General features: G+C 61.4%; 23 protein-coding genes and 8 tRNA genes. 20 read left to right on the top strand and 11 right to left on the bottom strand.

Annotation, left to right across the window (positions count from 1 at the left end):
- Window positions 1-30: 30 nt before the first annotated feature.
- The 5 genes from H8696_RS11335 to H8696_RS02485 form a co-directional block, all read right to left on the bottom strand.
- Entirely contained in the window at window positions 31-780 is a 750-nt protein-coding gene (locus tag H8696_RS11335; protein WP_249314683.1) for an AraC family transcriptional regulator, read from the bottom strand.
- A gap of 112 nt (window positions 781-892) precedes the next feature.
- Window positions 893-2,098 (bottom strand): S41 family peptidase, encoded by a 1,206-nt coding sequence (locus H8696_RS02500; RefSeq protein WP_249314682.1) that lies wholly within the window; start codon window positions 2,096-2,098, stop codon window positions 893-895.
- A 115-nt stretch (window positions 2,099-2,213) separates the two neighbouring features.
- Window positions 2,214-3,362: an ABC transporter permease gene (locus H8696_RS02495; RefSeq protein ID WP_249314681.1), complete on the bottom strand. Its 1,149-nt coding sequence runs from the start codon at window positions 3,360-3,362 to the stop codon at window positions 2,214-2,216.
- Window positions 3,359-4,027, bottom strand: a complete 669-nt coding sequence (locus H8696_RS02490; protein WP_249314680.1) for an ABC transporter ATP-binding protein — start codon at window positions 4,025-4,027, stop codon at window positions 3,359-3,361. Before H8696_RS02490 ends, H8696_RS02495 begins: the two co-directional genes overlap by 4 nt.
- Window positions 4,020-5,042: an efflux RND transporter periplasmic adaptor subunit gene (locus H8696_RS02485; protein WP_283244845.1), complete on the bottom strand. Its 1,023-nt coding sequence runs from the start codon at window positions 5,040-5,042 to the stop codon at window positions 4,020-4,022. The genes H8696_RS02490 and H8696_RS02485 overlap by 8 nt, the downstream gene beginning before the upstream one ends.
- A gap of 172 nt (window positions 5,043-5,214) precedes the next feature.
- Here H8696_RS02485 and argC point away from each other — a divergent pair, with 172 nt between their 5' ends.
- From argC to H8696_RS02455, 6 genes are read left to right on the top strand one after another with little or no spacing between them, the layout of a single operon-like run.
- Window positions 5,215-6,249: an N-acetyl-gamma-glutamyl-phosphate reductase gene (gene argC / locus H8696_RS02480; protein ID WP_249314679.1), complete on the top strand. Its 1,035-nt coding sequence runs from the start codon at window positions 5,215-5,217 to the stop codon at window positions 6,247-6,249.
- Window positions 6,250-6,265: 16 nt separating this feature from the next.
- Complete coding sequence (argB, locus tag H8696_RS02475) at window positions 6,266-7,144, top strand: acetylglutamate kinase (RefSeq protein WP_249314678.1); 879 nt, start codon at window positions 6,266-6,268, stop codon at window positions 7,142-7,144.
- Between the two features lie 10 nt (window positions 7,145-7,154).
- On the top strand, window positions 7,155-8,354 hold the full coding sequence (locus tag H8696_RS02470; protein ID WP_249314677.1) for an aspartate aminotransferase family protein: 1,200 nt from the start codon (window positions 7,155-7,157) through the stop codon (window positions 8,352-8,354).
- A 2-nt stretch (window positions 8,355-8,356) separates the two neighbouring features.
- Window positions 8,357-9,322 carry an ornithine carbamoyltransferase gene (gene argF / locus H8696_RS02465; protein WP_249314676.1) on the top strand — a complete coding sequence of 322 codons (966 nt, stop codon included), beginning with the start codon at window positions 8,357-8,359 and terminating at the stop codon, window positions 9,320-9,322.
- Between the two features lie 6 nt (window positions 9,323-9,328).
- On the top strand, window positions 9,329-9,844 hold the full coding sequence (locus H8696_RS02460; RefSeq protein WP_249314675.1) for a GNAT family N-acetyltransferase: 516 nt from the start codon (window positions 9,329-9,331) through the stop codon (window positions 9,842-9,844).
- A gap of 25 nt (window positions 9,845-9,869) precedes the next feature.
- Window positions 9,870-10,721 (top strand): sugar phosphate isomerase/epimerase family protein, encoded by an 852-nt coding sequence (locus H8696_RS02455; RefSeq protein ID WP_249314674.1) that lies wholly within the window; start codon window positions 9,870-9,872, stop codon window positions 10,719-10,721.
- Window positions 10,722-10,828: 107 nt separating this feature from the next.
- On the opposite strand, the gene H8696_RS02450 is transcribed toward H8696_RS02455, so the two are convergent.
- The 3 genes from H8696_RS02450 to H8696_RS02440 are packed head-to-tail and all read right to left on the bottom strand — an operon-like array spanning window position 10,829 to window position 13,747.
- On the bottom strand, window positions 10,829-11,671 hold the full coding sequence (locus H8696_RS02450) for a GNAT family N-acetyltransferase (protein ID WP_249314673.1): 843 nt from the start codon (window positions 11,669-11,671) through the stop codon (window positions 10,829-10,831).
- Window positions 11,672-11,684: 13 nt separating this feature from the next.
- Window positions 11,685-12,257, bottom strand: coding sequence for a 5'-deoxynucleotidase (gene yfbR / locus H8696_RS02445; RefSeq protein WP_249314672.1), 573 nt, complete (start codon window positions 12,255-12,257; stop codon window positions 11,685-11,687).
- A gap of 59 nt (window positions 12,258-12,316) precedes the next feature.
- Window positions 12,317-13,747, bottom strand: coding sequence for a glucose-6-phosphate isomerase (locus H8696_RS02440; RefSeq protein WP_249314671.1), 1,431 nt, complete (start codon window positions 13,745-13,747; stop codon window positions 12,317-12,319).
- A gap of 144 nt (window positions 13,748-13,891) precedes the next feature.
- Here H8696_RS02440 and H8696_RS02435 point away from each other — a divergent pair, with 144 nt between their 5' ends.
- Window positions 13,892-14,377 (top strand): carboxypeptidase-like regulatory domain-containing protein, encoded by a 486-nt coding sequence (locus tag H8696_RS02435; protein ID WP_249314670.1) that lies wholly within the window; start codon window positions 13,892-13,894, stop codon window positions 14,375-14,377.
- 8 nt (window positions 14,378-14,385) lie between these two features.
- Here the strand turns inward: H8696_RS02435 and H8696_RS02430 are convergent, their stop codons facing one another.
- Window positions 14,386-15,171: a sugar phosphate isomerase/epimerase family protein gene (locus H8696_RS02430; RefSeq protein WP_249314669.1), complete on the bottom strand. Its 786-nt coding sequence runs from the start codon at window positions 15,169-15,171 to the stop codon at window positions 14,386-14,388.
- Window positions 15,172-15,319: 148 nt separating this feature from the next.
- Between H8696_RS02430 and H8696_RS02425 the strand changes: the two genes are divergently transcribed.
- The 13 genes from H8696_RS02425 (at window position 15,320) to H8696_RS11280 (ending at window position 21,284) form a co-directional block, all read left to right on the top strand.
- Window positions 15,320-15,396: transfer RNA gene (locus H8696_RS02425), tRNA-Pro, on the top strand.
- Window positions 15,397-15,408: 12 nt separating this feature from the next.
- Window positions 15,409-15,483 (top strand) — tRNA-Glu (locus tag H8696_RS02420).
- 15 nt (window positions 15,484-15,498) lie between these two features.
- Window positions 15,499-15,575 (top strand) — tRNA-Ile (locus H8696_RS02415).
- 6 nt (window positions 15,576-15,581) lie between these two features.
- Window positions 15,582-15,658, top strand: a tRNA-Asp gene (locus H8696_RS02410).
- A 4-nt stretch (window positions 15,659-15,662) separates the two neighbouring features.
- Window positions 15,663-15,738: transfer RNA gene (locus H8696_RS02405), tRNA-Phe, on the top strand.
- A gap of 118 nt (window positions 15,739-15,856) precedes the next feature.
- Window positions 15,857-15,932 (top strand) — tRNA-Thr (locus H8696_RS02400).
- A 7-nt stretch (window positions 15,933-15,939) separates the two neighbouring features.
- A tRNA-Tyr gene (locus H8696_RS02395) sits at window positions 15,940-16,024 on the top strand.
- Window positions 16,025-16,035: 11 nt separating this feature from the next.
- Window positions 16,036-16,122 (top strand) — tRNA-Leu (locus H8696_RS02390).
- A 154-nt stretch (window positions 16,123-16,276) separates the two neighbouring features.
- A complete protein-coding gene (locus tag H8696_RS02385; RefSeq protein WP_249314668.1) occupies window positions 16,277-17,659 on the top strand; it encodes a vWA domain-containing protein in 1,383 nt (460 codons plus the stop codon).
- Between the two features lie 207 nt (window positions 17,660-17,866).
- A complete protein-coding gene (locus H8696_RS11285; protein WP_283244844.1) occupies window positions 17,867-18,070 on the top strand; it encodes a helix-turn-helix domain-containing protein in 204 nt (67 codons plus the stop codon).
- Window positions 18,071-18,144: 74 nt separating this feature from the next.
- Window positions 18,145-18,618, top strand: coding sequence for an SLOG family protein (locus tag H8696_RS02375; protein WP_249314666.1), 474 nt, complete (start codon window positions 18,145-18,147; stop codon window positions 18,616-18,618).
- Window positions 18,619-18,714: 96 nt separating this feature from the next.
- Complete coding sequence (gene fucO, locus H8696_RS02370) at window positions 18,715-19,860, top strand: lactaldehyde reductase (RefSeq protein WP_249314665.1); 1,146 nt, start codon at window positions 18,715-18,717, stop codon at window positions 19,858-19,860.
- A gap of 314 nt (window positions 19,861-20,174) precedes the next feature.
- Window positions 20,175-21,284: a collagen-like protein gene (locus H8696_RS11280; protein WP_407926361.1), complete on the top strand. Its 1,110-nt coding sequence runs from the start codon at window positions 20,175-20,177 to the stop codon at window positions 21,282-21,284.
- 240 nt (window positions 21,285-21,524) lie between these two features.
- Here the strand turns inward: H8696_RS11280 and H8696_RS02355 are convergent, their stop codons facing one another.
- Both H8696_RS02355 and H8696_RS02350 read right to left on the bottom strand, forming a co-directional pair.
- Complete coding sequence (locus H8696_RS02355) at window positions 21,525-22,385, bottom strand: sugar phosphate isomerase/epimerase family protein (RefSeq protein WP_249314664.1); 861 nt, start codon at window positions 22,383-22,385, stop codon at window positions 21,525-21,527.
- Window positions 22,386-22,427: 42 nt separating this feature from the next.
- Window positions 22,428-23,294, bottom strand: coding sequence for a sugar phosphate isomerase/epimerase family protein (locus H8696_RS02350; protein WP_249314663.1), 867 nt, complete (start codon window positions 23,292-23,294; stop codon window positions 22,428-22,430).

Here is a 23,294-nt window from a genome sequence, read left to right as displayed (position 1 = left end):
GGGTGAAAACAGGAGGAAAATCCGGGACAGTTAGGTGGACAAAAACGAACTGGGATGCCGCGCATATTCGCTCGGCGTCTGGCCCGTCTCCCGGCGGAACAGCCGGGAAAAGTAGCGGGCGTCATAAAATCCGCAGGACAGAGCGGCCTCGGTGACGGAAAGCCCCGGCTGCTTCAGGATCTGCCGGGCCCGCTCCATTCTCAGCTGAATGAGGTACTGCTGGGGCGTCACGCCGAACTCCCTCGTGAAAAGGCGGCGCAGGTAATCCACCGAATAGGGCAGCCCCTCCATGGCGGAGGTGATGGACAGCTCGGGATCGGAAAAGCGCTGAATGATCACCCTTCGGATGCGCTCGGCGTAGGGATTCACCGGGCGCTGCCGGGTGCGCTCCTTGATCAGCTGGACCAGGGCCGCGCACAGTTCCGCCGTGCCGGCGCTCACAAGGCCGTTGTCCCGGAAATAGGCGTAATGGATCATCTCCATGATCTTTTCGATGCTCTTGAACTCGTCGTCGGTGGTGGTGATGACCCTGCCGCCGGGAAAGAGGTTCTTCTCATTCGTGGTGATATAGATATCCTTGAAGGTTCCGCGGCAGATTTTCCCGTGGGCCATCCGGGGCGGCACGCAGGTAATAAGCCCGGGATAGAAGGGGCTGGTCCTCTCGTCAAAGACGTTCTCCCCCCTGCCGGACAGGTTCAATATGATCTCCCAGCCGCCATGGGTGTGGCTCCCGCAGTCGCTGAGCGGAACAAAGGTTTTGGCCACGGTAAATTGGGTCACAGTCATCATCCTCACACGATATGCATTTATTATACTCAATCCACGGAAAAATTCAATAAAACGTGTATTTTTCCGAAAAAAAAGGCGGCCTGTCGGCCGCCCCGGTTTTCTGCTATTCCGCCATCATTTCCTTCAGCACCTTGATGCCGTCCTTCAGCTGGGTGTCGTTGTCATGGTTCAGGCTGGCCCGGCTGAGGTCCTCGGGCAGCGTGGATTCCACGTCGGGAATGATCCCGGTGCCGTGGATGCAGCGTCCGCTGGGCGTGTAGTAATAGGAGGTGGTGATCTTGATGGCGGCGCCGTCCTCCTGGAACTGGTGGATGGACTGGACGATGCCCTTGCCGAAGGTTTTCGTGCCCACCAGCTTGCCCACGCCGTAATCCTGCACCGCGCCGGCCAGGATCTCGGAGGCGGAGGCGCTGTTCTCGTTGACCAGGAGCACCAGCGGTTTGCCCCAGCAGCCCGCGTCCGAGGTCTCCTCCACGCGGTTGCCGTAGCGGTCCTCGGTGTACACCACCAGCCCCTCCGGCACCAGCAGATCGGCGATGGCCACCGAATCGCTCAAGAGCCCGCCGGGGTTATCCCGAAGGTCCACGATGATGCCCTTGGCGCCCTTCTCGCTGCCGTAGTCCATGGCCTCCTTGAAGCGGGTCACGTCGTTGCCGGAAAACTCCACGATGTGGATATAGAGGATGCCGTCGTCCAGCATCTCATACTCGGTGCGGTCCGCCACCACGTCGTCCCGGGTGAGGGTGAAGTCGATTTCCTCCCCGCCCCGAAGCATGGTAAGCACCACATCGGTGCCCTTCTCCCCCTTGACCCGGTCCACGATCGCATCGGTGGTGAGCCCGCGCACGTCCTCGCCGTCCACCTTCACAATCTTGTCGGCCTTGGCGACGCCCGCCTTGGCCGCCGGGCTGTCCGTGAAGACCTGCAGCACCGTCACCAGTCCGTCGTCCGGGTCCTGGGTCACCAAAAAGCCCGCCCCGGCGTAGGCGCCCTCCCGCTCCTGCTGGAGCTCGGCGTACTCCTCCGGGGTGTAGTAGGCGCTGTAGAGATCGCCCGTCGAATAGGCCATCCCCTTGACGGCGCCGTTCACCAGCGTCTCGTCGTCCACCTCGGTGATGTAGTTGTTCTTGATGTAATCCTGCACCTGGGCCAGCCGTTCGTACTGCTTGTATTGCTGGAAGGCCTCCTCGGTGATGAGCACCGTGCCCTCCTGCACGATGGCCGAACGGGTCAGGTAATAGGTACCCCCCGCCGTTATGGCGATCAGCAGCACCAGCGCCACCGAGGTCAACAGCGTTTTTCTTCTCATATCCGTACCCCATCTCCTCAATCTTCTCAATCATCCTATGCGGGAAGCGCCTTTGGCCATGCCAAAAGACGCGATAGTTTATTGTACACCCAAAAGGCGAGAATTTGAAGGGAAATTATTCCTTGCCCAGGGCCTCCACCGGATCGAGCTGGGTGGCCTTCCAGGCGGGATAGAGTCCGAAGACCAGGCCGAGAGCCGCGGCGAACAGGGCGGTGAGGAGCGCGGGGCCAAAACCCACGGCGGCGGGAATATCCAAAAAGATCCGGGCCAGAGCGGTCAGCCCCATGCCGCCCAGGATGCCGATAAGTCCGCCGGTGAGGGAGAAGAACAGCGCCTCGCCCAGAAACTGCACCATGATCATGCCGCTGTCCGCGCCCAACGCCTTCATGAGCCCGATCTCGTGGGTGCGCTCGGACACGGTGACCAGCATGATGTTCATCACGCCGACGCCCCCGGCCACCAGGCATATGGCGGCCACAAAGCTCATCACCATGAGGAAGATGCTGAGCACGTCCTCAGCGAGCCCCCGCTCATAGTCCAGGCTTTTGAGCTCCGCCTTAACGGACTGGCGGGCCAGCATCTCCCCCGCCGCCTCCCGGACCCCGGCCACGTCCGCGCCCTCGGCCACGCTGAGGGTGATCTCGGTGAGGCTGCCCCCGGGATAGAGGGTTTCGTACACGGAAAGGGGCAGGAACACCTGGTCCACCGCCGCGCTCTTCGACACGGGTTCGGTGCCGCTTTCCACCACGCCCACCACCTTGAAAGCGGCGCCGTCCACCCACAGCGTCTCACCAATGGGGTCCCCGGCGTACAGCGCCTCCGCCGTGCGGGACATGATGACCGCCGACCGTTCCCGGAGCGCCCCGTCCGTGTCCTTGAGGAAGCGGCCGAGAACAAGCTTCAGCTCCTCGCCCTCAAGCTGAGCGGGCGTGGCGCCCACCACCTGCAGGGTGCATCTGCCCTCCCCGCCCTCGGCAAGGCCCATCCGCCGGGCCACGGGACAGCAGGCGCTCACGTTGTCAAGGCCCATGAGCGCGGCGGCGCTCCTCACCGTCAGCGGGTCCTCCTCGGGGTAGATCCAGACCCGGTTGATGCCAAAGCGCATGAGCTCCCGGTTCATCCGCGCCCGGCCGCCGTCCCCCACCGAGGTGACGGTGAGGATGGAAGCCACGCCGATGGCGATGCCCAGCAGGGTCAAAAAGGAGCGCATGAAATTGTGCCGCATATGATGAAAAGCCATGCGGGCCATGTCCCAAAAACTCAAAAGTATCGCTCCAATCGTCCATTTTTCATGCGGTAGCCCTTGCCGGCGCACCTTGCGGTCTCCGGCTGGTGGGTGATCAGCACCACCGTGCAGCCCTCCTTGTGGAGGCCGCCGAAAATCTCCATGATCTCCCTGCCGGTGGTCTCGTCCAGGTTGCCGGTGGGCTCATCGGCGAAGATCACCTCCGGCCCCTTCACCAGCGCCCTCGCGATGGCCACCCGCTGGCGCTGGCCGCCGGAAAGCTCGCCGGGCAGGTGATGCAGCCGGTCCCCCAGGCCCATTTTCTCCAGCAGCTCTCCCGCCCGTTTCCTGCGGAAGGGCAGCGGGATGCCGGAGAGCATGAGGGGCAGCTCCACGTTCTCCTGGGCCGTCATGCGGGGCAGCAGGTGGAAGGACTGGAACACGAAGCCGATCACCTTGCGCCGCACCTCCGCCAGCTGGGCGGGCCGAAGATGGGCCACGGACCTGCCGGCGAGGCGGTACTCGCCGCCGTCCGGCCGGTCCAGGCACCCGAGGATGTTGAGCAGCGTGGACTTGCCCGATCCCGACGGGCCGGTCACCGCCACGAATTCCCCGTCCGCCACGGAAAAATCCACGCCCCGAAGGGCGTGGACCCCGCCTCTCGCCTGACGGTAATACTTGACCACGCCCTCCATCTCAATCATGGGCCGCCTCCAGGAGCACCCGCTCCCCTTCGGCAAGTCCGGAGACCTCCACGTAGGCGCCGTCGGAGAGCCCCAGGCTGACCGCCTTCCGGCTTCCGTCCGGCAAAAGGACGCAGGCTTCCCCGCCATCCATGGCCACGGCGGCAAGGGGCAGCGCGACGGCCTCCCGCTCCTCCACCCGCACCCGCACCTCCACCGTCTCGCCGAGGGCGAGGCCTTCCGCGCCCTCCAGCCGGGCGGTGGTGCGGTAGCCCTCCCCGTCGGGCTCCACCTTCACGTCCCGAAGGATGCCCTCCCAGCTCCGTCCGTCCGCTTCCGCATAGGCCCTTTGGCCGTCCATGAGCTTCGCCCCGTCGTTCATGGCGGCGCTCACCATGACCTCCATGGGCCCGCTGCCGATGATCACCCCGGATCCGGCGGCGGCGTAGCTTCCCCCGGCAACGCCCACCGCAACCACCTCGCCGGAGAGGGCGGCGCGGAAGGTGAGCCTGTCCCGGGCCTCTTCCAGCTCCGCAATCGTGAGGTCATAGAGTTCCAGCTGCTTCTGCGCCGCCGCCTCATCCGCAGGATTTTGGGCGCCGCCGCTCACCGCTCCGTTGAACGCGGAAAGCTCCGCCGAGGCCCCCTGCGCCATGGCCTGCTGCTCGAATAGCCGCTGATCCTGGGCCTTCGCCATGGCCGAGCGCTGTTCGGCGGCAAAAAGTTCACGCTCCGCCTTCGCCTTTTTGAGCGCGCTGACCGCTTCCCCGTCGTCCAGGGCAAACAGCGCCTCCCCCGCCTGCACGGAATCCCCCGGCTCCACCAGTACGCTTTTCACTTTCGCCCCCTCCGGCAAAGCCACCGTCTCCGTGTCCGCCCAGGCCGCCGCGCCCATCACCGTCACTTCCTTATATAAAAGCCGTTTTTCCGCCCGCACCGTGGGCGCCTCCGCCTGCTTTTCCGGAAGGCTCGCCGCATATCCTACGCCGCAAACCAGCGCCGCCACCGATAGATACACCATCCACCGCTTCCACATCGCCGCCACCTCCATCCAACATTTTCACCTTAGTTTGACTGACGCCGCCCGAACTTATGCGGCGCTTTTGCCGCCGTCCCCCAAAAAAATTGAAAAATACCCCTCGAAATCATTTGCATTATTATTCATAACTTTGTATAATTATAAAAAAGTTGTTCGGAGGTATTCCATCATGATCAAAGCGAGCATCATCGGCGCGACGGGCTATGTGGGGATTGAGCTCATCCGTATCCTCGCCGGCCATCCCGCCGTCACCCTTGTCCACCTGGTCAGTCAAAGCTTCGAGGGCCAGAAAATTGGGGAGGCCTATCCCCATCTCGCCGCACGGTGCGAGACGCTGGAGGGCATGAATTTTGAAAAAATCGGCGGGGATTCGGACGTTATCTTTACCGCCCTGCCCCACGGCGCGTCGGCGGAGACCATCCAAAAGCTCGCCCCCTACGGCAAAAAGATCATCGATCTGTCGGCGGACTTCCGCTACGACGATGTGGCCACCTACGAAGCCTGGTACAAGGTGAAGCATCCGGCGCCGGAGCTGATGCGGCAGGCGGTGTACGGCCTGCCGGAGCTGCACAGGGCGGAAATCCAAAAGTGTCAAATCGTGGGCAATCCCGGCTGCTACACCACCTGCAGCATCCTCGGGCTCGCTCCTGCGGTGCAAAAGGGATTCATCGACCCGGACAGCATCATCATCGACGCCAAGAGCGGCGTGACCGGCGCCGGCAGAAAGCCCTCCACCGACCTGCATTTCTCAGAAGTCAACGAGAGCTTCAAGGCCTACGGCGTGGGAACCCACCGCCACACATCGGAGATTGAGCAGGAGATCTCCAAGCTCGCCGGAAAGCCGGTGGTGCTCTCCTTCTCCCCCCACCTCATCCCCATCCAGCGGGGCATCCTCGCCACCATCTACGCGAAGCTCACCGGCGAGATCGCCCATGGGGATTTCGTGAGGCTCTACCAGGAGTTCTACAAGGATGAGCCCTTCGTCCAGATCGAGGAGAAGGGCCTGCCCCAGATCAAATACGTGCGGGGCACCAACCTGTGCCGGATCGGCTTCGTGGTGGACCCCCGGACGAACCGGGTGGTCATCGTCTCGGTGATCGACAACCTGGTCAAGGGCGCCGCCGGCCAGGCGGTGGAGAACATGAATCTTCTGTTCGGCCTTCCGGAAACGGCAGGCCTTGACAACTCCCCCTGGTACCTATAGAAAGGAGCGAATTTCCATGGATAAGACGGAAACCCTGGTTGCCAAAGCCAACATTCTGATCGAAGCCCTGCCCTACATCCAAAAGCTTTACGGCAAGACGGTGGTCATCAAATACGGCGGAAACGCCATGAAAAACGAGATTCTCACCCGCACCATCCTGCAGGACATCACCATGCTCAAATACTGCGGCGTGAATCCCATTGTGGTCCACGGCGGAGGCCCGGACATCAGCGCCATGCTGAAAAAGCTGAATATTGAGACCCAATTCGTGGGCGGCCTCCGGGTGACGGACGCGGCCACCATGGAGGTGGTGCAGATGGTCCTTTGCGGCAAGATCAACAAGGACATCGTGGCCCACATGGGCGCCCTCGGCGGCAAGGCCATCGGCCTTTGCGGCAAGGACGCGGGGCTCATCCGCGCCCACAAAAAATGTGCGCCGGACGGCACCGACCTCGGGTTCGTGGGCGAGATCGACAGCATCAATATTCAGCTGCTCACCACCCTCTCCCTCGATGAATACATTCCCGTCATCGCTCCCATCGGCGTGGGCGAGAACGGCGAGACCTACAACATCAATGCGGACACCGTGGCCGGGGAAATCGCCGCGGCGGCCCATGCGGAAAAGCTCATCTTCCTCACCGACGTGGACGGCATCCGGCGCGACCCCGGCGATCCCGCCACTCTCATCTCCCACCTCACCGTGGACGAGATCTACCAGCTTATCCGAAGCGGCGTGGTGGACGGCGGCATGATCCCCAAGGTGGAGGGCTGCATCCGGGCCCTGGAGGAGGGCGTCGCCCGCACCCACATCCTCAACGGCACCATCCCCCACCCCATTTTGCTTGAGATCTTCACCGACCAGGGCATCGGCACCATGGTCACCGACGATGTGTAAGGAGGCCGCCATGAATATCAGCGAAATCATCGCTTTGGATGAACAATACTACATGAACACCTTCGGCAAACGCACCCCCGCCGCCTTTGTCAAGGGCGAGGGCTCGGTGCTGACGGACACGAACGGCAAGAATTATGTGGACTTCCTCGCCGGCATTGCCGTCAACTGCCTGGGCTACGCCCACCCGGCGCTGGTGGCGGCGATCCAGGGTCAGGCGGAAAAGCTCCTGCACACCTCCAGCCTCTTTTACATCGAGCCCCAGGCGAAGCTGGCCGCAAAGATCGCAAAGCTGGCCGGCGGAGACTACAAGGTGTTCTTCGGCAACTCCGGCGCCGAGGCCAACGAGGGCTGCTTCAAGCTGGCCCGGCTCCACGGCAAGGCGCAAGATCCCGAAAAATATGGGATCATCACCGCGCTCAACTCCTTCCACGGCAGGACGCTGGCCACCCTGGCCGCCACCGGCCAGAAGAAGTATCAAGACCCCTTCGCCCCGCTGCCGGAGGGCTTCGCCCAGGTCCCCTACGGCGATCTTGAGGCCATGGAAAAGGCCATCACGAAAAAAACCGCAGGCGTGATGGTGGAGACCATTCAGGGCGAGGGCGGCGTGATCGAGGGCGGCGCGGAATATCTGCAGGGCCTTCAAAAGCTTTGCCGGGACAGAGGCGTGCTGTTCATGCTGGACGAGGTGCAAACGGGCATCGGCCGCACGGGCAGGATGTTCAGCTTTGAAAATTACGGCCTCTCCCCCGACGTGTTCTCCCTGGCAAAGGGCCTGGGAGGCGGCGTGCCCATCGGCGCGGTGGTGGCCAAGGCGCCCGTGGCGGACGCCTTCACCCCCGGCAACCACGGCACCACCTTCGGCGGCAACTTCCTTGCCACCGCAGCGGGCCTGGCGGTGCTGAATGAATTATGTAAACCAGGATTCCTCGAATCCGTGCGGGAGAAAGGCGCCTATTTCAAGGCGGGCCTTGAAAGGCTCGCAAACGGGTGTCCCGCGGCCGCGGCGGTACGGGGCACGGGGCTCATGCTGGGCCTCGCCCTTTCGTCCGAAACGGACGGCAGGGCGGTGGTGGCAAAGGCCTTTGAGAAGGGCTACATCATCAACTGCGCCGGCGGCAACACCCTTCGATTCGTGCCCCCCCTCATCATCGAAAAGGCCGAAATCGACGGACTGCTGTCCGTGCTGGGCGAAATCTTGAAGGAGGCGTAAACATGCTTGATCTGTACAATTACAAGGGCGAAAAGCCCTTTTCCCAGAAAAATCTGGTGAACCTCATCGGCTACGACCGGGACGACATCCTGCAGATTCTTGCCCTGGCCCTTCGGCTCAAGACGGAGAAGAAGGCGGGCATCCCCCATCCCCTGCTTGCCGGCAGGGTGATGGCCATGATCTTCACCAAGCCCTCCACCCGCACCCGGGTCTCCTTTGAGACGGGTCTTTTTCAGCTCGGCGGCCACGCCATGTACATCTCCGGCGGGGAGATGGGCCTTGGCACCCGGGAGACGGTCTATGACGTGGCGAATGTGCTGGGGCGGATGGTGGACGGCATCATGATCCGCACCTTCGCCCAGGCGGACGTGGAGGGCCTCGCCCGGCACGCCGGGGTGCCGGTGATCAACGGACTCACCGACGACTTCCATCCCTGCCAGGTGCTGGCGGACATGCTGACCCTCTACGAGCAGAAGGGCACGCTGGAAAACCTCCGGCTCGCCTACGTGGGCGACGGCAACAACATGGCGAACTCCCTATTGCTCATCACAAGCAAGCTCGGGGTCTCCCTCACCCTCGCCTGCCCCGCGGGCTACGAACCGAAGGCGGAAATTCTCGAGCTGGCGAAGGAGGCGGCAAAGGCCTCCGGCGCGAGGATCGAGCTGACGGACGATCCCAGGGCCGCCGTCTCCCACGCTGACGCCGTTTACACCGATACCTGGGCCAGCATGGGCCAGGAGGCGGAGCAGGAGAAGCGCGCCCGGATCTTCGCCCCCTATCAGGTGAACGGGGAGCTCATGGCCCTTGCGGCAAAGGACGCCATCTTCCTGCACTGCCTGCCCGCCCACCGCGGCCTTGAGGTCACCGACGAGGTGATGGATTCGCCGGGAAGCCGCGTCTTTGAGGAAGCGGAGAACCGGCTCCATGCCCAGAAGGCGGTCATGGCCCTTCTCATGGGCCAGGGGTAAGCTCTTATGGAAATGACGATACGCAAGGCGCTGCCAAAGGACGTGCCCGCCATCCTCGCGGTCACCCACCACGCCTTCACGGAGTACGCCCGGGCGGTGGGCCAGGACATTCCCGTCAAGGCCCTCGGCGAAAAGCGCCGGGACATCGAGGCCGATCTCATGCGGAAAACCGTGCTGGTGGCTGTGCTGGACGGCGTGGTGGCCGGCTCCATCCGCTATGAGCGGCTGCCGGGCAACCTGGCCTATGTGGGCCGGGTGGGCGTGGATCCAAAGTACCAGCGCTTCGGCCTCGGGCGGGCGCTGATGGAGGCCGTCGTGGAGCGCTGCCAGAAGGAGGGCTACGACGCCATGGTCCTCCATACGGCGAGCAAACTCAAGGAGCAGGTGCGCTTCTACTACAACAACGGCTTTTACATCCACTCCACCACCCACGACCGGGGATACATCCGCGCCCTGTTCTGCAGGGAACTGAAACAGCCCTTCCGGAAGGATTTGTTCACCCTCGTGCCGAAGGATAAATGATCCAATCATTTGAGGAGGGACAAAGATGAAGCTGGGTGCGTACACGCCGGAGATCAAACGGGGCTCCGTGGAGGAGGTTTTTGCCGCCATCCGGGACTACGGATTTGAGGCGGTGCAGTTCGACTACCTGTCCCACGGCGGAGTGGAGCTTCCCGAGCGGGTGGACGGAGCCATGACGGACCGCATCCGGGCCGCCGCCGAGGCCGCCGGCATCGAGATCGCCGCCATCAACGGCACCTACAACATGGCCAGCCCCGATCCCGCGGTGCGGGAGGAGGGCTTTCGGGGCTTCAGCGAGGTCGCCCGCTCGGCGAAGGCCCTCGGGTGCCGGCTGCTCACCCTTTGCACCGGCTCCCGGAACCCGGACAGCATGTGGCGCTGGCACGATGACAACGACTCCCCCGAGGCCTGGCGGGACATGGTCCGGGAGGTGGAGCGGGCGGCGGCCCTGGCGGAGGAGCTGGACCTTCTTCTCGGCATCGAGATTGAGGCCTCCAATGTGGTCCATTCCCCTGTCCGCGCCCGGCAGCTCTTCGACGATATGGCCTCCAAGAGCCTGAAGCTCATCTACGACGGCGCAAACCTCTTTTCCACCGGCGACGTCTCCGAGGAGACGGTGCTCGCCGTGATGGCCCGCACCTTCGACCTGTTCGAGGAGGACATCGCCCTTGTTCACGGCAAGGACCTGGCCCGCCGGCCCGGCGTTCACTTCGCCGTGTGCGGGGAGGGCATCGTGGACTTCGACTATTTCCTCGAGCGCTGCAGAAAGATGGGCTACACCGGGCCCATGATCATCCACGGCGTGAAGGAGGAGGACAAATTCCCCCGCTGCGCCGCCTACATGAAGGAGCGGATCGAGCGGGCGGGCCTGGGATAATTGCCGCCGGGCGCGGCCGCCGCACACTTTCAGCCGCAAAAAAAGCAGCCTGTACGGGCTGCTTTTTTTGATGCTCCATCGGCGGGCGAAACACCCCGCCGCAAACGCTACGCTCTTGAAAGCAAGGGGAACAGAAGGGGCATATCCGGCCAGTCCCCCCTGAGGAAAAGATCGCCGTCCAGGAAGGAGAGCTCGCCCAGGGGCTCCTTCGGCAGAAAGTCCAGGACCACCTCGGTTGTATCCGGCCGGGCGAAAGCGGCGATGGCCTCTGCAAGGCCGCCCCCTTCGCCGAAGATATCGCGGAGGATCATGCGGCCCTCCGCAAACTCGGCGGCCGCCGCACGCCCTGCGGCTTCGTCAAAGTAAAGGCAGTCCGCGAGCTCCGAGCGGCAGTAGAAGGCGGCAAGACTCTCCCCGTTCACCTGGGTGAGCCGGGCAAAGGGATTGCCCCCACGGCACCGGCTGAGGAAAAGCTCCCGGTCCCCTGCCAACCGCCAGTCCAGCCTGCGCACCCGCTTTGTCCCCTTCGTCCCCTCCCCGCTCCAGGCAAGGCGGACCCTGCCCTCCTTGGCCGGACGGAAGCCGAATTTTGGGTAGAATCCCTTTGCCATGTCGCTGGCGAAAAGATAGATGGGAAGATGGCCGTAATCCTCTAGAACGGCCTCCATCAGCCGCCGGGCCAGGCCCCGGTTCCGATGGGCCTCGCCGGTCATGACGGTGCCGATCTGAATGCAGGAAAAGGGCTGGCCGTCCAGCTGAAAATCCATCCGATTGACCGACGCATTGGCCAGCACTTCGTCCCCCTCCGCAAGGGCGTAGGGAATGTACCGGCCGCCCCACCAGCCCTCCTCGTACCAGCCCTCAAAGGCGATGCCGAAGGTGCGCCGGGCCAGATCAAAGAAGCTTTGGCGCAGCACCGGATCGTCCCGAAGCTGTTTCACCAGGCGCATTCCTTCATCCCCCTCAATTCAGTTCGTCCAAGGTCAGCGTGAAGCTGTCCATGAAGTTGTTCAAAAAGAAGTCCACCTCCGGCCGCCCCAGGGCCGCGATGTCCCGGCCGATGGCCTCCTTGGCCTTTTGGAACTCCTGATTGCCCATCCTAAGCTCCTCCACGCACTTGATGTAGGCGGCAAGCCGGTCCGCCGCCTTGACGATGGCGTAGGCCTCGTCCCTCTCCGGCTGGATGAGAGGCCGGTAGTCCGCCTGGAGCTCCCTCGGCAGCATGGCGACGACCTTCTCCTCCGCCACGCTCTCAATGGCCTTGTACGCCCGCTGGATCTCCGGATTGAAGTACTTGATGGGTGTGGCCAGATCTCCGGTGATCACCTCGGACACGTCATGATAGACGGCAATGGCGAGCACCCGGTTCGGATCCACGTCGCCGCCGAAATAGCGGTTCCTGATGAGGGCCAGCCCATGGGCCAGCACCGCCACCTGCATACTGTGCTCCTGGATGTTCTCCTCGGTGGTGTTGCGCATAAGCCCCCACCGCTTGATGTTCTTCATCCGGGCCAGATAAGCGAAAAAGTGATTCATGCTTCCCTCCCATGAAAAAAGGGCACGGTCCACCGCGCCCTCTTCCAATTTGCTTAAGATCAGATGATGTATTCGTCCTTCTTGGGCGGACGGGCATCCAGCTCCGCCTTCTTCTCCTCGTATCCGGGCCGTCCCAAAAGGGCGTAAGTGGCGTTCTTGCCCTCCTCCACGCCGGGCTGGTTGAAGGCGTCGATATTGAGGAACTCGCCCATGTAGGCCGTCTCCATCTGGAAATAGTACAGAAGCTGGCCCACGGTGAAGGCGTTCACCTCGGGCAGGGTGATGGTCATGGACATCTTGCCCAGCTTCAAAAGGGCGTACTCGGTGGCGTCCCGTTCGGCCTGAATCAGCTCGTTCATGGTGTGCCCGCCGAGGAAGGACACGCTGGGCACGTCCTCGCAGCCCTCGGAGATGGTGTAGGTGGTGCGGTACTCGCCCACCTTGAGGAAGGTCAGCACCTTGTCAAAGGGCCCTTCGGTGTAGAGCTGCACCTGGGAGTGCTGATCGGTGACCCCCAGGGACTTCACCGGGGTCTGGCCGGTGCGCACTTCCCTGCCCTCGTTGTCCACCAGCTTGCCCAGGCTCTCCGCCCAGAGCTGAGCGTACCAGTCGCTCATCAGGGACAGGGAGTCGGCGTAGGGCATCATCACGGAGATGTTGCGGCCCATTTCGATGGCGATCTTCATCATGACGGCGCTCATGAGGGCCGGGTTCTCATCCATGTCCTCCACGCGGCACAGCTGATCCATGTACGCCGCGCCGGCCAGGAGCTCCTCGATATCGATGCCGCACACCGCCGCCGGCAGAAGACCCACCGGGCAAAGCTCGGAGAAGCGTCCGCCCACGCCGTCGGGCACGAACAGCAGCCGGTAGCCTTCCTTCTTCGCGATGGGCAGGAGGCTGCCGCTGTGGGAGGAGGTGGTGCAGATGATGTGATCCTTGGCATCCGCGCCGAGAGCATCCTCCAGAAGCTTCTTCACGATCAGGAACTGGGACATGGTCTCGGACGTGTTGCCGGACTTGGAGATGACGTTGAAGACCGTCTTTTTGATATCGATCACGTCCAGCAGGGCCTGCATCCTTTCGGGATCGATGTTGTCCTCCACATAGAAGATGGGGCCGGGGCGCTTATCCCCGGGCAGGTCGTTGTAGTGGATGTGGTTCAAAGCCTTCTGCACGGCGGAGGGGCCGAGGGCGGAACCGCCGATGCCCAGCACCACAAAATAGTCGTTCTTCTCCCGGATGTCGGCGGCCATGGCGTTGATCTCCTTCACCACTTCGCCTTGATCGTAGGGGGAGGACATCCATTCCAGCCAGCCCTTGCCGCGCTTTAATTCCACGGCCTTGTGGGCGGCAAGCGCCGCACCGCGCTTGGCCTCGAGGGCGCTTTTGGCGATGCCGCGGCCGGCGCCCGTGAATTCCTCCATCATATAATTGAAGTCCACGCGCATCCGCATGGCCTTTTGCCAACTCTCCGCTTTCCAGTTCACCTTTCAAAACCCCTTTCAAACCTTGACTTATTTAGCTTCCCCTATTATACCCTATTTGCTGTAAATGCGCATGTCTTTTTCCGTATAAAATTTGGTTTTGTCCCATACATTTAGAGTAAAAACCACGGACAAGTGAGGTTGTACATGAAAAACTGGATTTTTCCCGCTTTGACGGCGCTGGCCCTCACCCTCGTCATCCTGTGCTTCAGCCTGCCCGGGGAGGAAACCCCCGCTTCCGCCGCGCCCTCCGGCTTTTTGCAGCTCCGGGTGCTGGACGGCGCCACCGAGGAGCCCCTGGCCGGGGCCACGGTGGTGATCCCGGAGACCGGCGCCGCGTCGGTGACCGATGAGAACGGCCTCACGGAAAAGTTTGCCGTACCCATCGAGCCGCCCGCCGCCTATCAATCCTTCGCGCCCGCCGCCTGGGGCGAGGTGACCGCCCTCGTCTACAAGGAGGGCTATGCCGATTACGCCCTTTTTCACGTGCAGGTGTGGGAGAACCAGCTCCGCTCCGGCCCAAACGTCTATCTGTTCGCCCAAAGCCCCAGCGACTATCAGCAGCCCTTCTCCGTGGTGGAGGGGCCGCCCCGCCTCTGGGTGAACGGTCTGCTGGACCAGTTCCGGCCCTGACGCCGCGGCTATCCGAACAGATCCTCCAGGTAGTGGAAGGCGCCGGTGAGCTCGCCGTCGTTTTGGAAGTTGTCGGCATAGACCTCCAGGGTCACCGGGCCGCTGTAGTCCATCTCCCGGAGCCGCCGGGCCAGCTTCCTGAAGTCCAGCTCCCCCCGGCCCGGCAGGCAGGCCGCGCTGCCCTTCATATCGCAAAGATGCACGTTTTTGAGCCGCCCGCCCATGGCCTTGAGATAATCCTCCCAGGGCCGCCCGCTTCGCACCGCCTGCTTCACGTCCAGCGTGAAGCCATAGTTGTCCCCATGAAGGCGCTCCATCAGCTCCCCGGCAAACTCCGGCCGGTTGAAGCTGGACCAGCTCACATTCTCCCAGCACACGGTGACGCCCAGCTCCTCCGCCGCCTTCAGCATGGCGTCAAAGGGGCCGGCCACCCGCGCCCCGCTGTCCGCGCTTTTTTTGATCATCACCGGACCGTGGAGGTTGTACAGCGGCGCGCCCAGGATCTTTGCCGCCGCGAGCACCTTTTGAAAGATGCCCATGGCCTCCCGCTGCTGACGGCAGGGCGGGCCGAAAATCTGGGGCTCAAACTGGGTGGTCAGCGGATGGACCGCCGACACGGCGAAGCCAAATTGTTTACATAATCTATCGAGTTCCCGGACATAATCCGGCTCATACTCCGAAAAGCATTCAAGAAAAATCTCAACATTCCGGGTACCGGTGGAATAAAGCCGCGTGAGGCTTTGTTCCACTTCGCTTTTGCCATGGAAGCACGCCGTGGAAATACCAACTTTCAACGCGCCGCCTCCTTTCCTATTCAAAAAGTATACCAAAAAGGGGAATCAAATTGCAAAAAAGAAGTTTTTTTCCCTGAGATGAAAATTGGTTATTGACAATCCTCCCCAAATGGTTTATATTATAACTCGTCGCGAAAAAGGCTCATAGCGGGGTGTAGCGCAGTTTGGTAGCGCACGTGCTTTGGGAGCATGGGGCCGGGGGTTCGAGTCCCTCCACCCCGACCAAATTCGCATTATGGCCCCTTGGTCAAGCGGTCAAGACATCGCCCTTTCACGGCGGTAACGGGGGTTCGATTCCCCCAGGGGTCACCATTTAACCTAAGCTATGGGCCTTTAGCTCAGTTGGTTAGAGCGACCGGCTCATAACCGGTTGGTCCTAGGTTCGAGTCCTAGAAGGCCCACCATTACATGGCCCGGTAGTTCAGTTGGTTAGAATGCCAGCCTGTCACGCTGGAGGTCGAGGGTTCGAGCCCCTTCCGGGTCGCCATTATGCCTCTGTAGCTCAGTCGGTAGAGCAGAGGACTGAAAATCCTCGTGTCGGTGGTTCGATTCCGCCCGGAGGCACCATTCCCAGCCGGGAGGCATCGAAGGAAGCGGCCGGGGAGCATTGGTTCTCCACCAGATCGCTGAGGAAAGAAAGTTTAGGTTATACGGGCCGGTGCGGCCCAAAGTCCACGCCGTTTTCGCTGGTGTAGCTCAATTGGCAGAGCAGCTGATTTGTAATCAGCAGGTTGCGGGTTCAAGTCCCATCACCAGCTCCACTATCATGGAGGGGTTCCCGAGTGGCCAAAGGGAGCAGACTGTAAATCTGCCGTCGCAGACTTCGATGGTTCGAATCCATCCCCCTCCACCATTTATACATATGCGAGAATGGCGGAATTGGCAGACGCGCTAGATTCAGGTTCTAGTGGTGGCAACATCGTGCAGGTTCAAGTCCTGTTTCTCGCACCAAAGAAAACTCCGGACACGTTACGTGTCCGGGGTTTTCTTTTTATCTTTTTTGTCCCATAAGATATACCGCAGAATATATTTTTGGATGTATCAAAGTCCTTCAGCTGCGAATATACTGCAGTGGGGCTATAACCCCAGAAGGAGGTAATACAAATTGGGTATTACAAGTTCGAACAAAGTCATCAACGTCGACCGGATTGACTGCGATGGTTCCCTTCGGGTCACCCTCGCGCTCACGGCAGCGCCGGATATCGTCTCCAATCCCACCGATATCGCACTGGTGCTGGACCGTTCCGGCAGTATGACCGGCACGCCTCTCGCCAATATGAAGACGGGCGCCAAGACCTTCATCGACATTATCGCCGAAGCCACCGGCGGCACGGCCAGCGGACAGATCGGGTATGGCAGCCGTATTGGCATCGTCAGCTTTGCCAGCACCGCGACCACCGACACCCCGCTCATCACCTCGGTGAACACCCTGAAAAATGCTGTGGATTCTCTGACGGCCGGCGGCAACACCAACCATGCCGACGCCTTCACCAAGGCGACGCAGCTGTTTGATCCCTCTTCCGGCAACGCCAAGGTGATCGTCATGTTCACCGATGGCAACACCACCACCGGTGCACCCCCCGCCCCCGTGGCCGCAGCCGCTCGGGCGCAGGGTATCATCATCTACTGCATCGGCCTGGTGGGGTCCGACGGCTTGGATGTGAATGCGCTCAACGACTGGGCCACCGACCCCAGCGCATCCCACGTGGCCGTCACCCCTGACGCCGCCGAATTGGAGGAGCTGTTTGCCGAACTGGCGGCCAACATCACCAAACCCGGCGCCACCAATATCGTGATCGACGAGGTACTCAACCCCGATTTTGCCGTCACCAGCATTCAGAGCCCCAACAAGGGTACGGCAACCATGCTCAACGCCACCTCCCTGAGATGGAATATCCCTGAGCTGGGTGTGACCGCCTCGGAAAGCGCGGTTTTGGAGTTTTTCGTCCGCCATGTGGGTCAGAACCCCGGCACCAAACTGGTCAACCAGTCCATCACCTACACCGACAATGAGGGGAACCAAGTGATCTTCCCCGCCCCCACCGTATCCGTGGAATGTGATATCGTCATCCATCCCGAGGAATGCCCCGCGCCGGTGGATTTGACCATCGACGGCTGTTCCGATTCGGTGGTTGTGGATCTGGGCGACGTTTATATGGAGTCCCTGGGTCGGGTAATCCAAATGGATGTGACGGTGAAAAACGTCTGTCCCGGACGCCGTGTGGCCCTGGCCGCCATCTTGACCGAGGTGGATGAGCAGGGCATGGAGTATCAACGGGGTATGAAGGCCATGACCCTGCCCGCCCACAGCTATCCCACCTGCCGGGATGTGTTGGTCAAGTGCATCAAGTTTGTGGTTCCGGAGGACCTGGATGTGTCTGGCGCCTCCACGCAAGCGATGTGTAACCCGCGCAATTTCAAGGCCCGTTTCATCGCCCACAACATTGACACGGACTACCGCTGCTGCGAAGCGGAGCTCACCCTGTAAGTCTTATCGGCTCAATACCACCGCCGCCCGGCGGTGGTACATAGACCCTTCTTCCCTTCTGCCCCATATTGGAGCATAGCCTTTCATGCCCCCGCCTGTCATAATTGAAATGGATTCCCCCATGTATACATTAGTTAATCCAAGGGTCTTCATCCCGGAGAAAGAAATAAGATACACTTAATCCATAAATTAGAGCTTGGGAAAGTTATGATTAGGCTGAGAGTAACGGATCTCCTTGATGAGAACGGAAAAACTAAATATTGGCTTCACAAGCAGCTGGGTATGAGTTATCAGAATTTTAACAATATGGTCAACAATCGCACCCGGTCCATTCAGTATGAGATGATTGAAACGCTGTGCGTGGTGTTTGACTGCACACCCAACGATCTTTTTGATATAACCGATGAATGATTTCCCGGCGGCGGGTGCAGGATACCGTTCAGACGCGGTATCTTTTTTCATGGCCGCGGCGGGAGGGAGAAAATATGAACCGGACAACCTGCTGTTTTACAGGCCATCGGCCGGAAAAGCTGAAAATCGGCGAAGCGGAGGTGAGGGCCGCGCTCAAAAGGGAGATTGAGGCGGCCGCGGCGGAGGGCTTCACCACCTTCATTACCGGCATGGCCCGGGGCGTGGATCTCTGGGCGGCGGAGGAAGTGCTGGAGCTCAAATCCAAAAATCCCGCCCTTCGTCTCATCGCCGCCCTGCCCTTTCCCCGCTTCGAGGCGGGATGGTCCCCTGCGTGGCAGGCCCGCTACCGGCGGGTTCTGAAGGGGGCGGATCAGCGCTTCGTGATCTCCCCCGCCTTCAGCTACGCCGCCTTCCAAAAGCGCAACCGCTGGATGGTGGACCGCTCGGGGCGGGTCATCGCCGTCTATGGCGGCGGCCGCGGCGGCACCTTGAACACCCTCCAGTACGCCCGCGCCCGGGGCGTCCCCGTCCGGATTCTGCCCGGATAGGCGGGCTTTTTTCCATGGATCGCTTTACTTTTTTTCAAATTGGGACTAGGATAATGATAAAGAATTGTCAATCTTCAGGAAAAGGAGAGATTAATGATGGCAAACAGAATCATGCTCAACGAAACCTCCTATCACGGCACCGGCGCGATTCAGGAGATTGCAAACGAGGTCAGAGCCCACGGCTTTCAAAAGGCCTTCCTGTGCACCGATCCGGATCTGATTCAATTCAAGGTCGTCTCCAAGGTGACGGATATCCTGGATCGGGAGAGCCTCCCCTACGAGATCTATTCGGATATCAAGGCCAATCCCACCATTGAGAACGTCCAGCACGGCGTTGCCGCCTTCAAGGCTTCCGGCGCCGATTACATCATCGCCATCGGCGGCGGCTCCTCCATGGATACCGCCAAGGCCATCGCCATCATCGTCGCCAACCCCGAGTTCGAGGATGTGCGTTCCCTGGAAGGCGTGGCGCCCACAAAGAACCCCTGCGTGCCCATCATCGCCGTACCCACCACCGCCGGCACCGCCGCCGAGGTGACCATCAACTACGTGATCACCGACGTGGAAAGAAAGCGCAAGTTCGTGTGCGTCGATCCCCATGATATGCCCATCATCGCCGTGGTGGACCCGGACATGATGGCATCCATGCCGAAGGGCCTCACCGCCTCCACCGGTATGGACGCGCTCACCCACGCCATCGAGGGCTACACCACCAAGGCCGCCTGGGAAATGACGGATATGTTCCACCTCAAGGCCATCGAGATCATCGCCAAATCCCTTCGGGGCGCCGTTGCCGGCACGCCGGAGGGCCGGGAAGGCATGGCCCTTGGCCAGTACATCGCCGGCATGGGCTTCTCCAATGTGGGACTTGGCATCGCCCATTCCATGGCCCACACCCTGGGCGCGGTGTATGACACCCCCCACGGCGTCGCCTGCGCCATGATGCTGCCCATCGTGATGGAATACAACGCCGACTGCACCGGCGATAAGTTCCGGGAGATCGCCCGGGCCATGGGCGTCAAGGGCGTGGACGAGATGTCTGAGGCCCAGTACCGCAAGGCCGCCGTGGACGCGGTGAAAAAGCTCTCCGCGGACGTGGGCATTCCGGGCAAGCTGGCCGCTTTGAAGCCGGAGGATCTCCCCTTCCTGGCCGAGTCCGCCTATGCCGACGCCTGCCGGCCCGGCAATCCCAAGGACACCAGCGTGGAGGATCTCAAGGAGCTGTTCCGCAAGCTGATGTAATTCTCCTCGCTCGCAGGGCATCCCGCAGTACGGGATGCCCTTTTATTTATTTCGCCGGTCTCAACCAAAAACCGCACCGCATCTTTCCCGCCCACATAGTTTAATATAGGTTCCTATAACCAAATTTGAGATTTGTGGAGTGATATCCCATGATATATAAAAACTATTTATATCCGTCCGGGATCTGCCATCCGGCGGCATCCTGTCCTCCCCCGCCTCCCGCTCCCTGCCAGCCGTGCTATGTGCCCGTCGCTGGACCGACCGGCCCCACCGGACCCCAGGGTCCCATAGGCTTTGAGGGGCCCCAGGGGCCCATAGGACCCACCGGACCGACAGGGCCCACCGGACCCACGGGTCCCCAGGGGATTCCCGGGTCTCAGGGTGCCCAGGGGGCCACTGGTGCGACCGGTGCGACTGGCGCCACCGGAGCGACTGGGACGACCGGCGCCACCGGAGCCACCGGGGCGGCGGAAACGATCACTGTGCGCTACACCACCACCGGTGAGCCTGGAACCGCTGCGGAAGTCCGGGATGTTGCCGGCGGACCGGGTCATCTTTTGGATTTCGTGATTCCAAGGGGCCACGACGGTCAGCAGGGCCCCGCCGGCGATCTTGGTCCCACCGGGCCCGCCGGTACGAACGGCGCGGACGGCGCAACGGGGCCCACTGGTCCCGCGGGCGCTGCCGGCGAAGTCGGTCCCACCGGTCCCACGGGCGCTGCTGGTGCCAACGGCGCGGACGGCGCAACGGGTCCCACCGGTCCCACGGGCGCTGCTGGTGCCAACGGTGCGGACGGCGCAACGGGTCCCACCGGTCCCACGGGCGCTGCCGGTGCCAACGGTGCGGACGGCGCAACGGGTCCCACTGGACCTACCGGGCCTGCCGGCGAAGTCGGTCCCACTGGTCCCACGGGTGCAACGGGCGCTACCGGCCCAACCGGGCCTGCCGGCACTGCCTCCGGCGGTCTTGCCGCGTATGGCGGCCTCTACAACGGAAGCACGCAGCTTCTTTTCTTCATTGCCGCCGACCAATATATCACCATTTCGCTCAATACCCCCATGCCCACGAAAAACGTCATCTATCCCACCACCAACAGCCTCACCATTCTTGAGGGCGGCGACTATGAGATCAATTACAACATCCTCCTCAACACCAGCAGGGCCGTCGACGTGGCGGTGGGAGTTCGCAGGAACGGTGCCATGATTCAGCAGACCCGGGGCTCCCAGACGCTGGCCGTGGACGACACCACCACCCTGTCCTACGACGGCCGGCTGTCCTGCTCCACCATCGTATCGCTCAGCGCCAACGATACCTTGGACCTGGCCATTGCCGTTCTCCGCACCCTGCCCAGCGGCCTGGATGCCATCATCAACGGAAATGCCAACGCGACCCTGTCTGTGAAAAAACTGAACGATTCCATTTAGATGGGAGCTCAAAGGCTGCCGCAGCCGCGGCGGCCTTTTTCTATTGCCCGAGGATGGCGATGCCCCGGCATCCGGCGCCATGGATAAACCGGCAGGCCGAGAGCGGAAAAGCCGTCCAGCCGCCGGACCATCGGCAGGGATGCGGACCGCGGCCCAAAAAAGGTTAACAAAAACGGCGCAGCCGTCTTGGCTGCGCCGCTCCGTGCTTTCGCTGTCAGGCCGCAAGGGGCCCAAAACTCATTAATCCCACTCGATGCCGGTGAACTTGTGGAAGGCTTCCATGCTGATCCTGATGGACTCAAGCTCGTCGATGGCGGTGAGATCCTGCTCGAGAAGCACGTATTCCACACCGCACTCGTTGCCCTTGTCGATGTAGTCCTGGATCGGCAGGATGCCGTTGCCCACCTCGGCGAAGGTGCCCACATGACGGTTGTCATTATGGGTTTTGCCGCTGATGGGTCCGTTGATGTCCACCTTCTCCTCGAAGAGATTGATGGGCTCGCCGGCATCCTTGGCGAAGTCCTTCTGGTGCATGAGAATGAGCCGGCCCTTCAGCTTCTCCATCTCCTCCACCGGGTCCACGCCGCCCCGGGCCGCCCAGTAGTTGTCCTGCTCGAAGAAGAAGATGGCGGGATCGCTGTTCTCCGCGATGATTTCCATCACGGTCTTGCCGTTAAACTTCTGGTATTCCCAGAAATGGTTGTGGTAGTAGTAGCGCATACCGTACTTATGGGCGATCTCGGCGCACTTGTTCATCTCGTCGATCTTGGGCATGAGCTCGTCAAGACCGCCGGGGAAGGTGTAGCCGCCGGTACCGAAGTTCTTCGCGCCAAGGTAGGCGTAGTAATCGGCCATGCCCTCGAAGTCGCCGGTGTAGTAGTGACCGCCCACGATCTTGATGCCGGTGTCGTCCAGGAACGCCTTCGCGTCCTTGCGGTTCATGCCAAGGCCGTAGCCCTTCTCGGCTTCGCCGGTGGAGAACCGTGCCGCGGCAAAGGGCTCAATGTACTTGTAGCCCAGTTTCGCAACTTCCTTCATGGTGCCAAGGCCGTCCTTCATCAGGTGTTCCTTGACGGAGTAGAGCTGAATACCAACTTTCATCGTTTCTCGTCTCCTTCAATATATAAATTTTTTTGAGGTAACTTAATCCCACTCGATGCCGGTGAACTTCTTGAAGGCTTCCATGCTGATCCTGATGGACTCAAGCTCGTCGATGGCGGTGAGATCCTGCTCGAGGAGCACGTATTCCACGCCGCACTCGTTGCCCTTGTCGATGTAATCCTGGATCGGCAGGATGCCGTTGCCCACCTCGGCGAAGGTGCCCACGTGACGGTTCTTCGTGTGCATCTCCCCGGTGATGGGCTTGTTGATGTCGATGCGCTCCTCGAAGAGATTGATGGGCTCGCCGGCGTCCTTGGCGAAGTCCTTCTGGTGCATGAGGATGAGCCGGCCCTTCAGCTTCTCCATCTCCTCCACCGGGTCCACGCCGCCCCGGGCCGCCCAGTAGTTGTCCTGCTCGAAGAAGAAGATGGCCGGGTCGGTGTTCTCCGCGATGATCTCCATCACGGTCTTGCCGTCAAACTTCTGGTATTCCCAGAAGTGGTTGTGGTAGTAATAGCGCATACCGTACTTCTTCGCGATCTCGGCGCACTTGTTCATCTCGTCGATCTTTTCCATGAGCTCATCCCGGCCGCCGGGGAAATGATAGCCGCCGGTGCCGAAGTTCTTCGCGCCAAGGTAGGCGTAGTAATCGCACATGGCCTCGAAGTCGCCCACATAGTAGTGGCCGCCCACGATCTTGATGCCGGTGTCGTCCAAAAACGCCTTCGCGTCCTTGCGGTTCATGCCAAGGCCGTAGCCCTTCTCCCCCTCGCCGGTGGAAAACCGGGGAAGCATGGAGATGTAGGGCTCGATATACCTGTAGCCCAGCTTTGCCACTTCCTTCAGCGTGCCGAGGCCGTCCTTTGCCGCATGCTGCTTGACGGAATAGAGCTGAATGCCAACTTTCAT

It is taken from the genome of Gehongia tenuis, from assembly GCF_014384795.1.
Lineage (GTDB): Bacteria > Bacillota > Clostridia > Christensenellales > NSJ-53 > Gehongia > Gehongia tenuis.
The sequence above is the reverse complement of the archived record's forward strand: the minus strand, read 5'-3'. Positions and strand labels throughout refer to the sequence as shown.

Bases quoted from the DNA above. Each gene is read 5' to 3' on its own strand.
- H8696_RS02500 (WP_249314682.1), bottom strand. From the start codon at position 2,098: ATGAGAAGAAAAACGCTGTTGACCTCGGTGGCGCTGGTGCTGCTGATC.
- H8696_RS02490 (WP_249314680.1), bottom strand. From the start codon at position 4,027: ATGATTGAGATGGAGGGCGTGGTCAAGTATTACCGTCAGGCGAGAGGC.
- H8696_RS02485 (WP_283244845.1), bottom strand. From the start codon at position 5,042: ATGTGGAAGCGGTGGATGGTGTATCTATCGGTGGCGGCGCTGGTTTGC.
- argC (WP_249314679.1), top strand. From the start codon at position 5,215: ATGATCAAAGCGAGCATCATCGGCGCGACGGGCTATGTGGGGATTGAG.
- argB (WP_249314678.1), top strand. From the start codon at position 6,266: ATGGATAAGACGGAAACCCTGGTTGCCAAAGCCAACATTCTGATCGAA.
- H8696_RS02470 (WP_249314677.1), top strand. From the start codon at position 7,155: ATGAATATCAGCGAAATCATCGCTTTGGATGAACAATACTACATGAAC.
- argF (WP_249314676.1), top strand. From the start codon at position 8,357: ATGCTTGATCTGTACAATTACAAGGGCGAAAAGCCCTTTTCCCAGAAA.
- H8696_RS02460 (WP_249314675.1), top strand. From the start codon at position 9,329: ATGGAAATGACGATACGCAAGGCGCTGCCAAAGGACGTGCCCGCCATC.
- H8696_RS02455 (WP_249314674.1), top strand. From the start codon at position 9,870: ATGAAGCTGGGTGCGTACACGCCGGAGATCAAACGGGGCTCCGTGGAG.
- H8696_RS02450 (WP_249314673.1), bottom strand. From the start codon at position 11,671: ATGCGCCTGGTGAAACAGCTTCGGGACGATCCGGTGCTGCGCCAAAGC.
- yfbR (WP_249314672.1), bottom strand. From the start codon at position 12,257: ATGAATCACTTTTTCGCTTATCTGGCCCGGATGAAGAACATCAAGCGG.
- H8696_RS02435 (WP_249314670.1), top strand. From the start codon at position 13,892: ATGAAAAACTGGATTTTTCCCGCTTTGACGGCGCTGGCCCTCACCCTC.
- H8696_RS11285 (WP_283244844.1), top strand. From the start codon at position 17,867: ATGATTAGGCTGAGAGTAACGGATCTCCTTGATGAGAACGGAAAAACT.
- H8696_RS02375 (WP_249314666.1), top strand. From the start codon at position 18,145: ATGAACCGGACAACCTGCTGTTTTACAGGCCATCGGCCGGAAAAGCTG.
- fucO (WP_249314665.1), top strand. From the start codon at position 18,715: ATGGCAAACAGAATCATGCTCAACGAAACCTCCTATCACGGCACCGGC.
- H8696_RS02355 (WP_249314664.1), bottom strand. From the start codon at position 22,385: ATGAAAGTTGGTATTCAGCTCTACTCCGTCAAGGAACACCTGATGAAG.
- H8696_RS02350 (WP_249314663.1), bottom strand. From the start codon at position 23,294: ATGAAAGTTGGCATTCAGCTCTATTCCGTCAAGCAGCATGCGGCAAAG.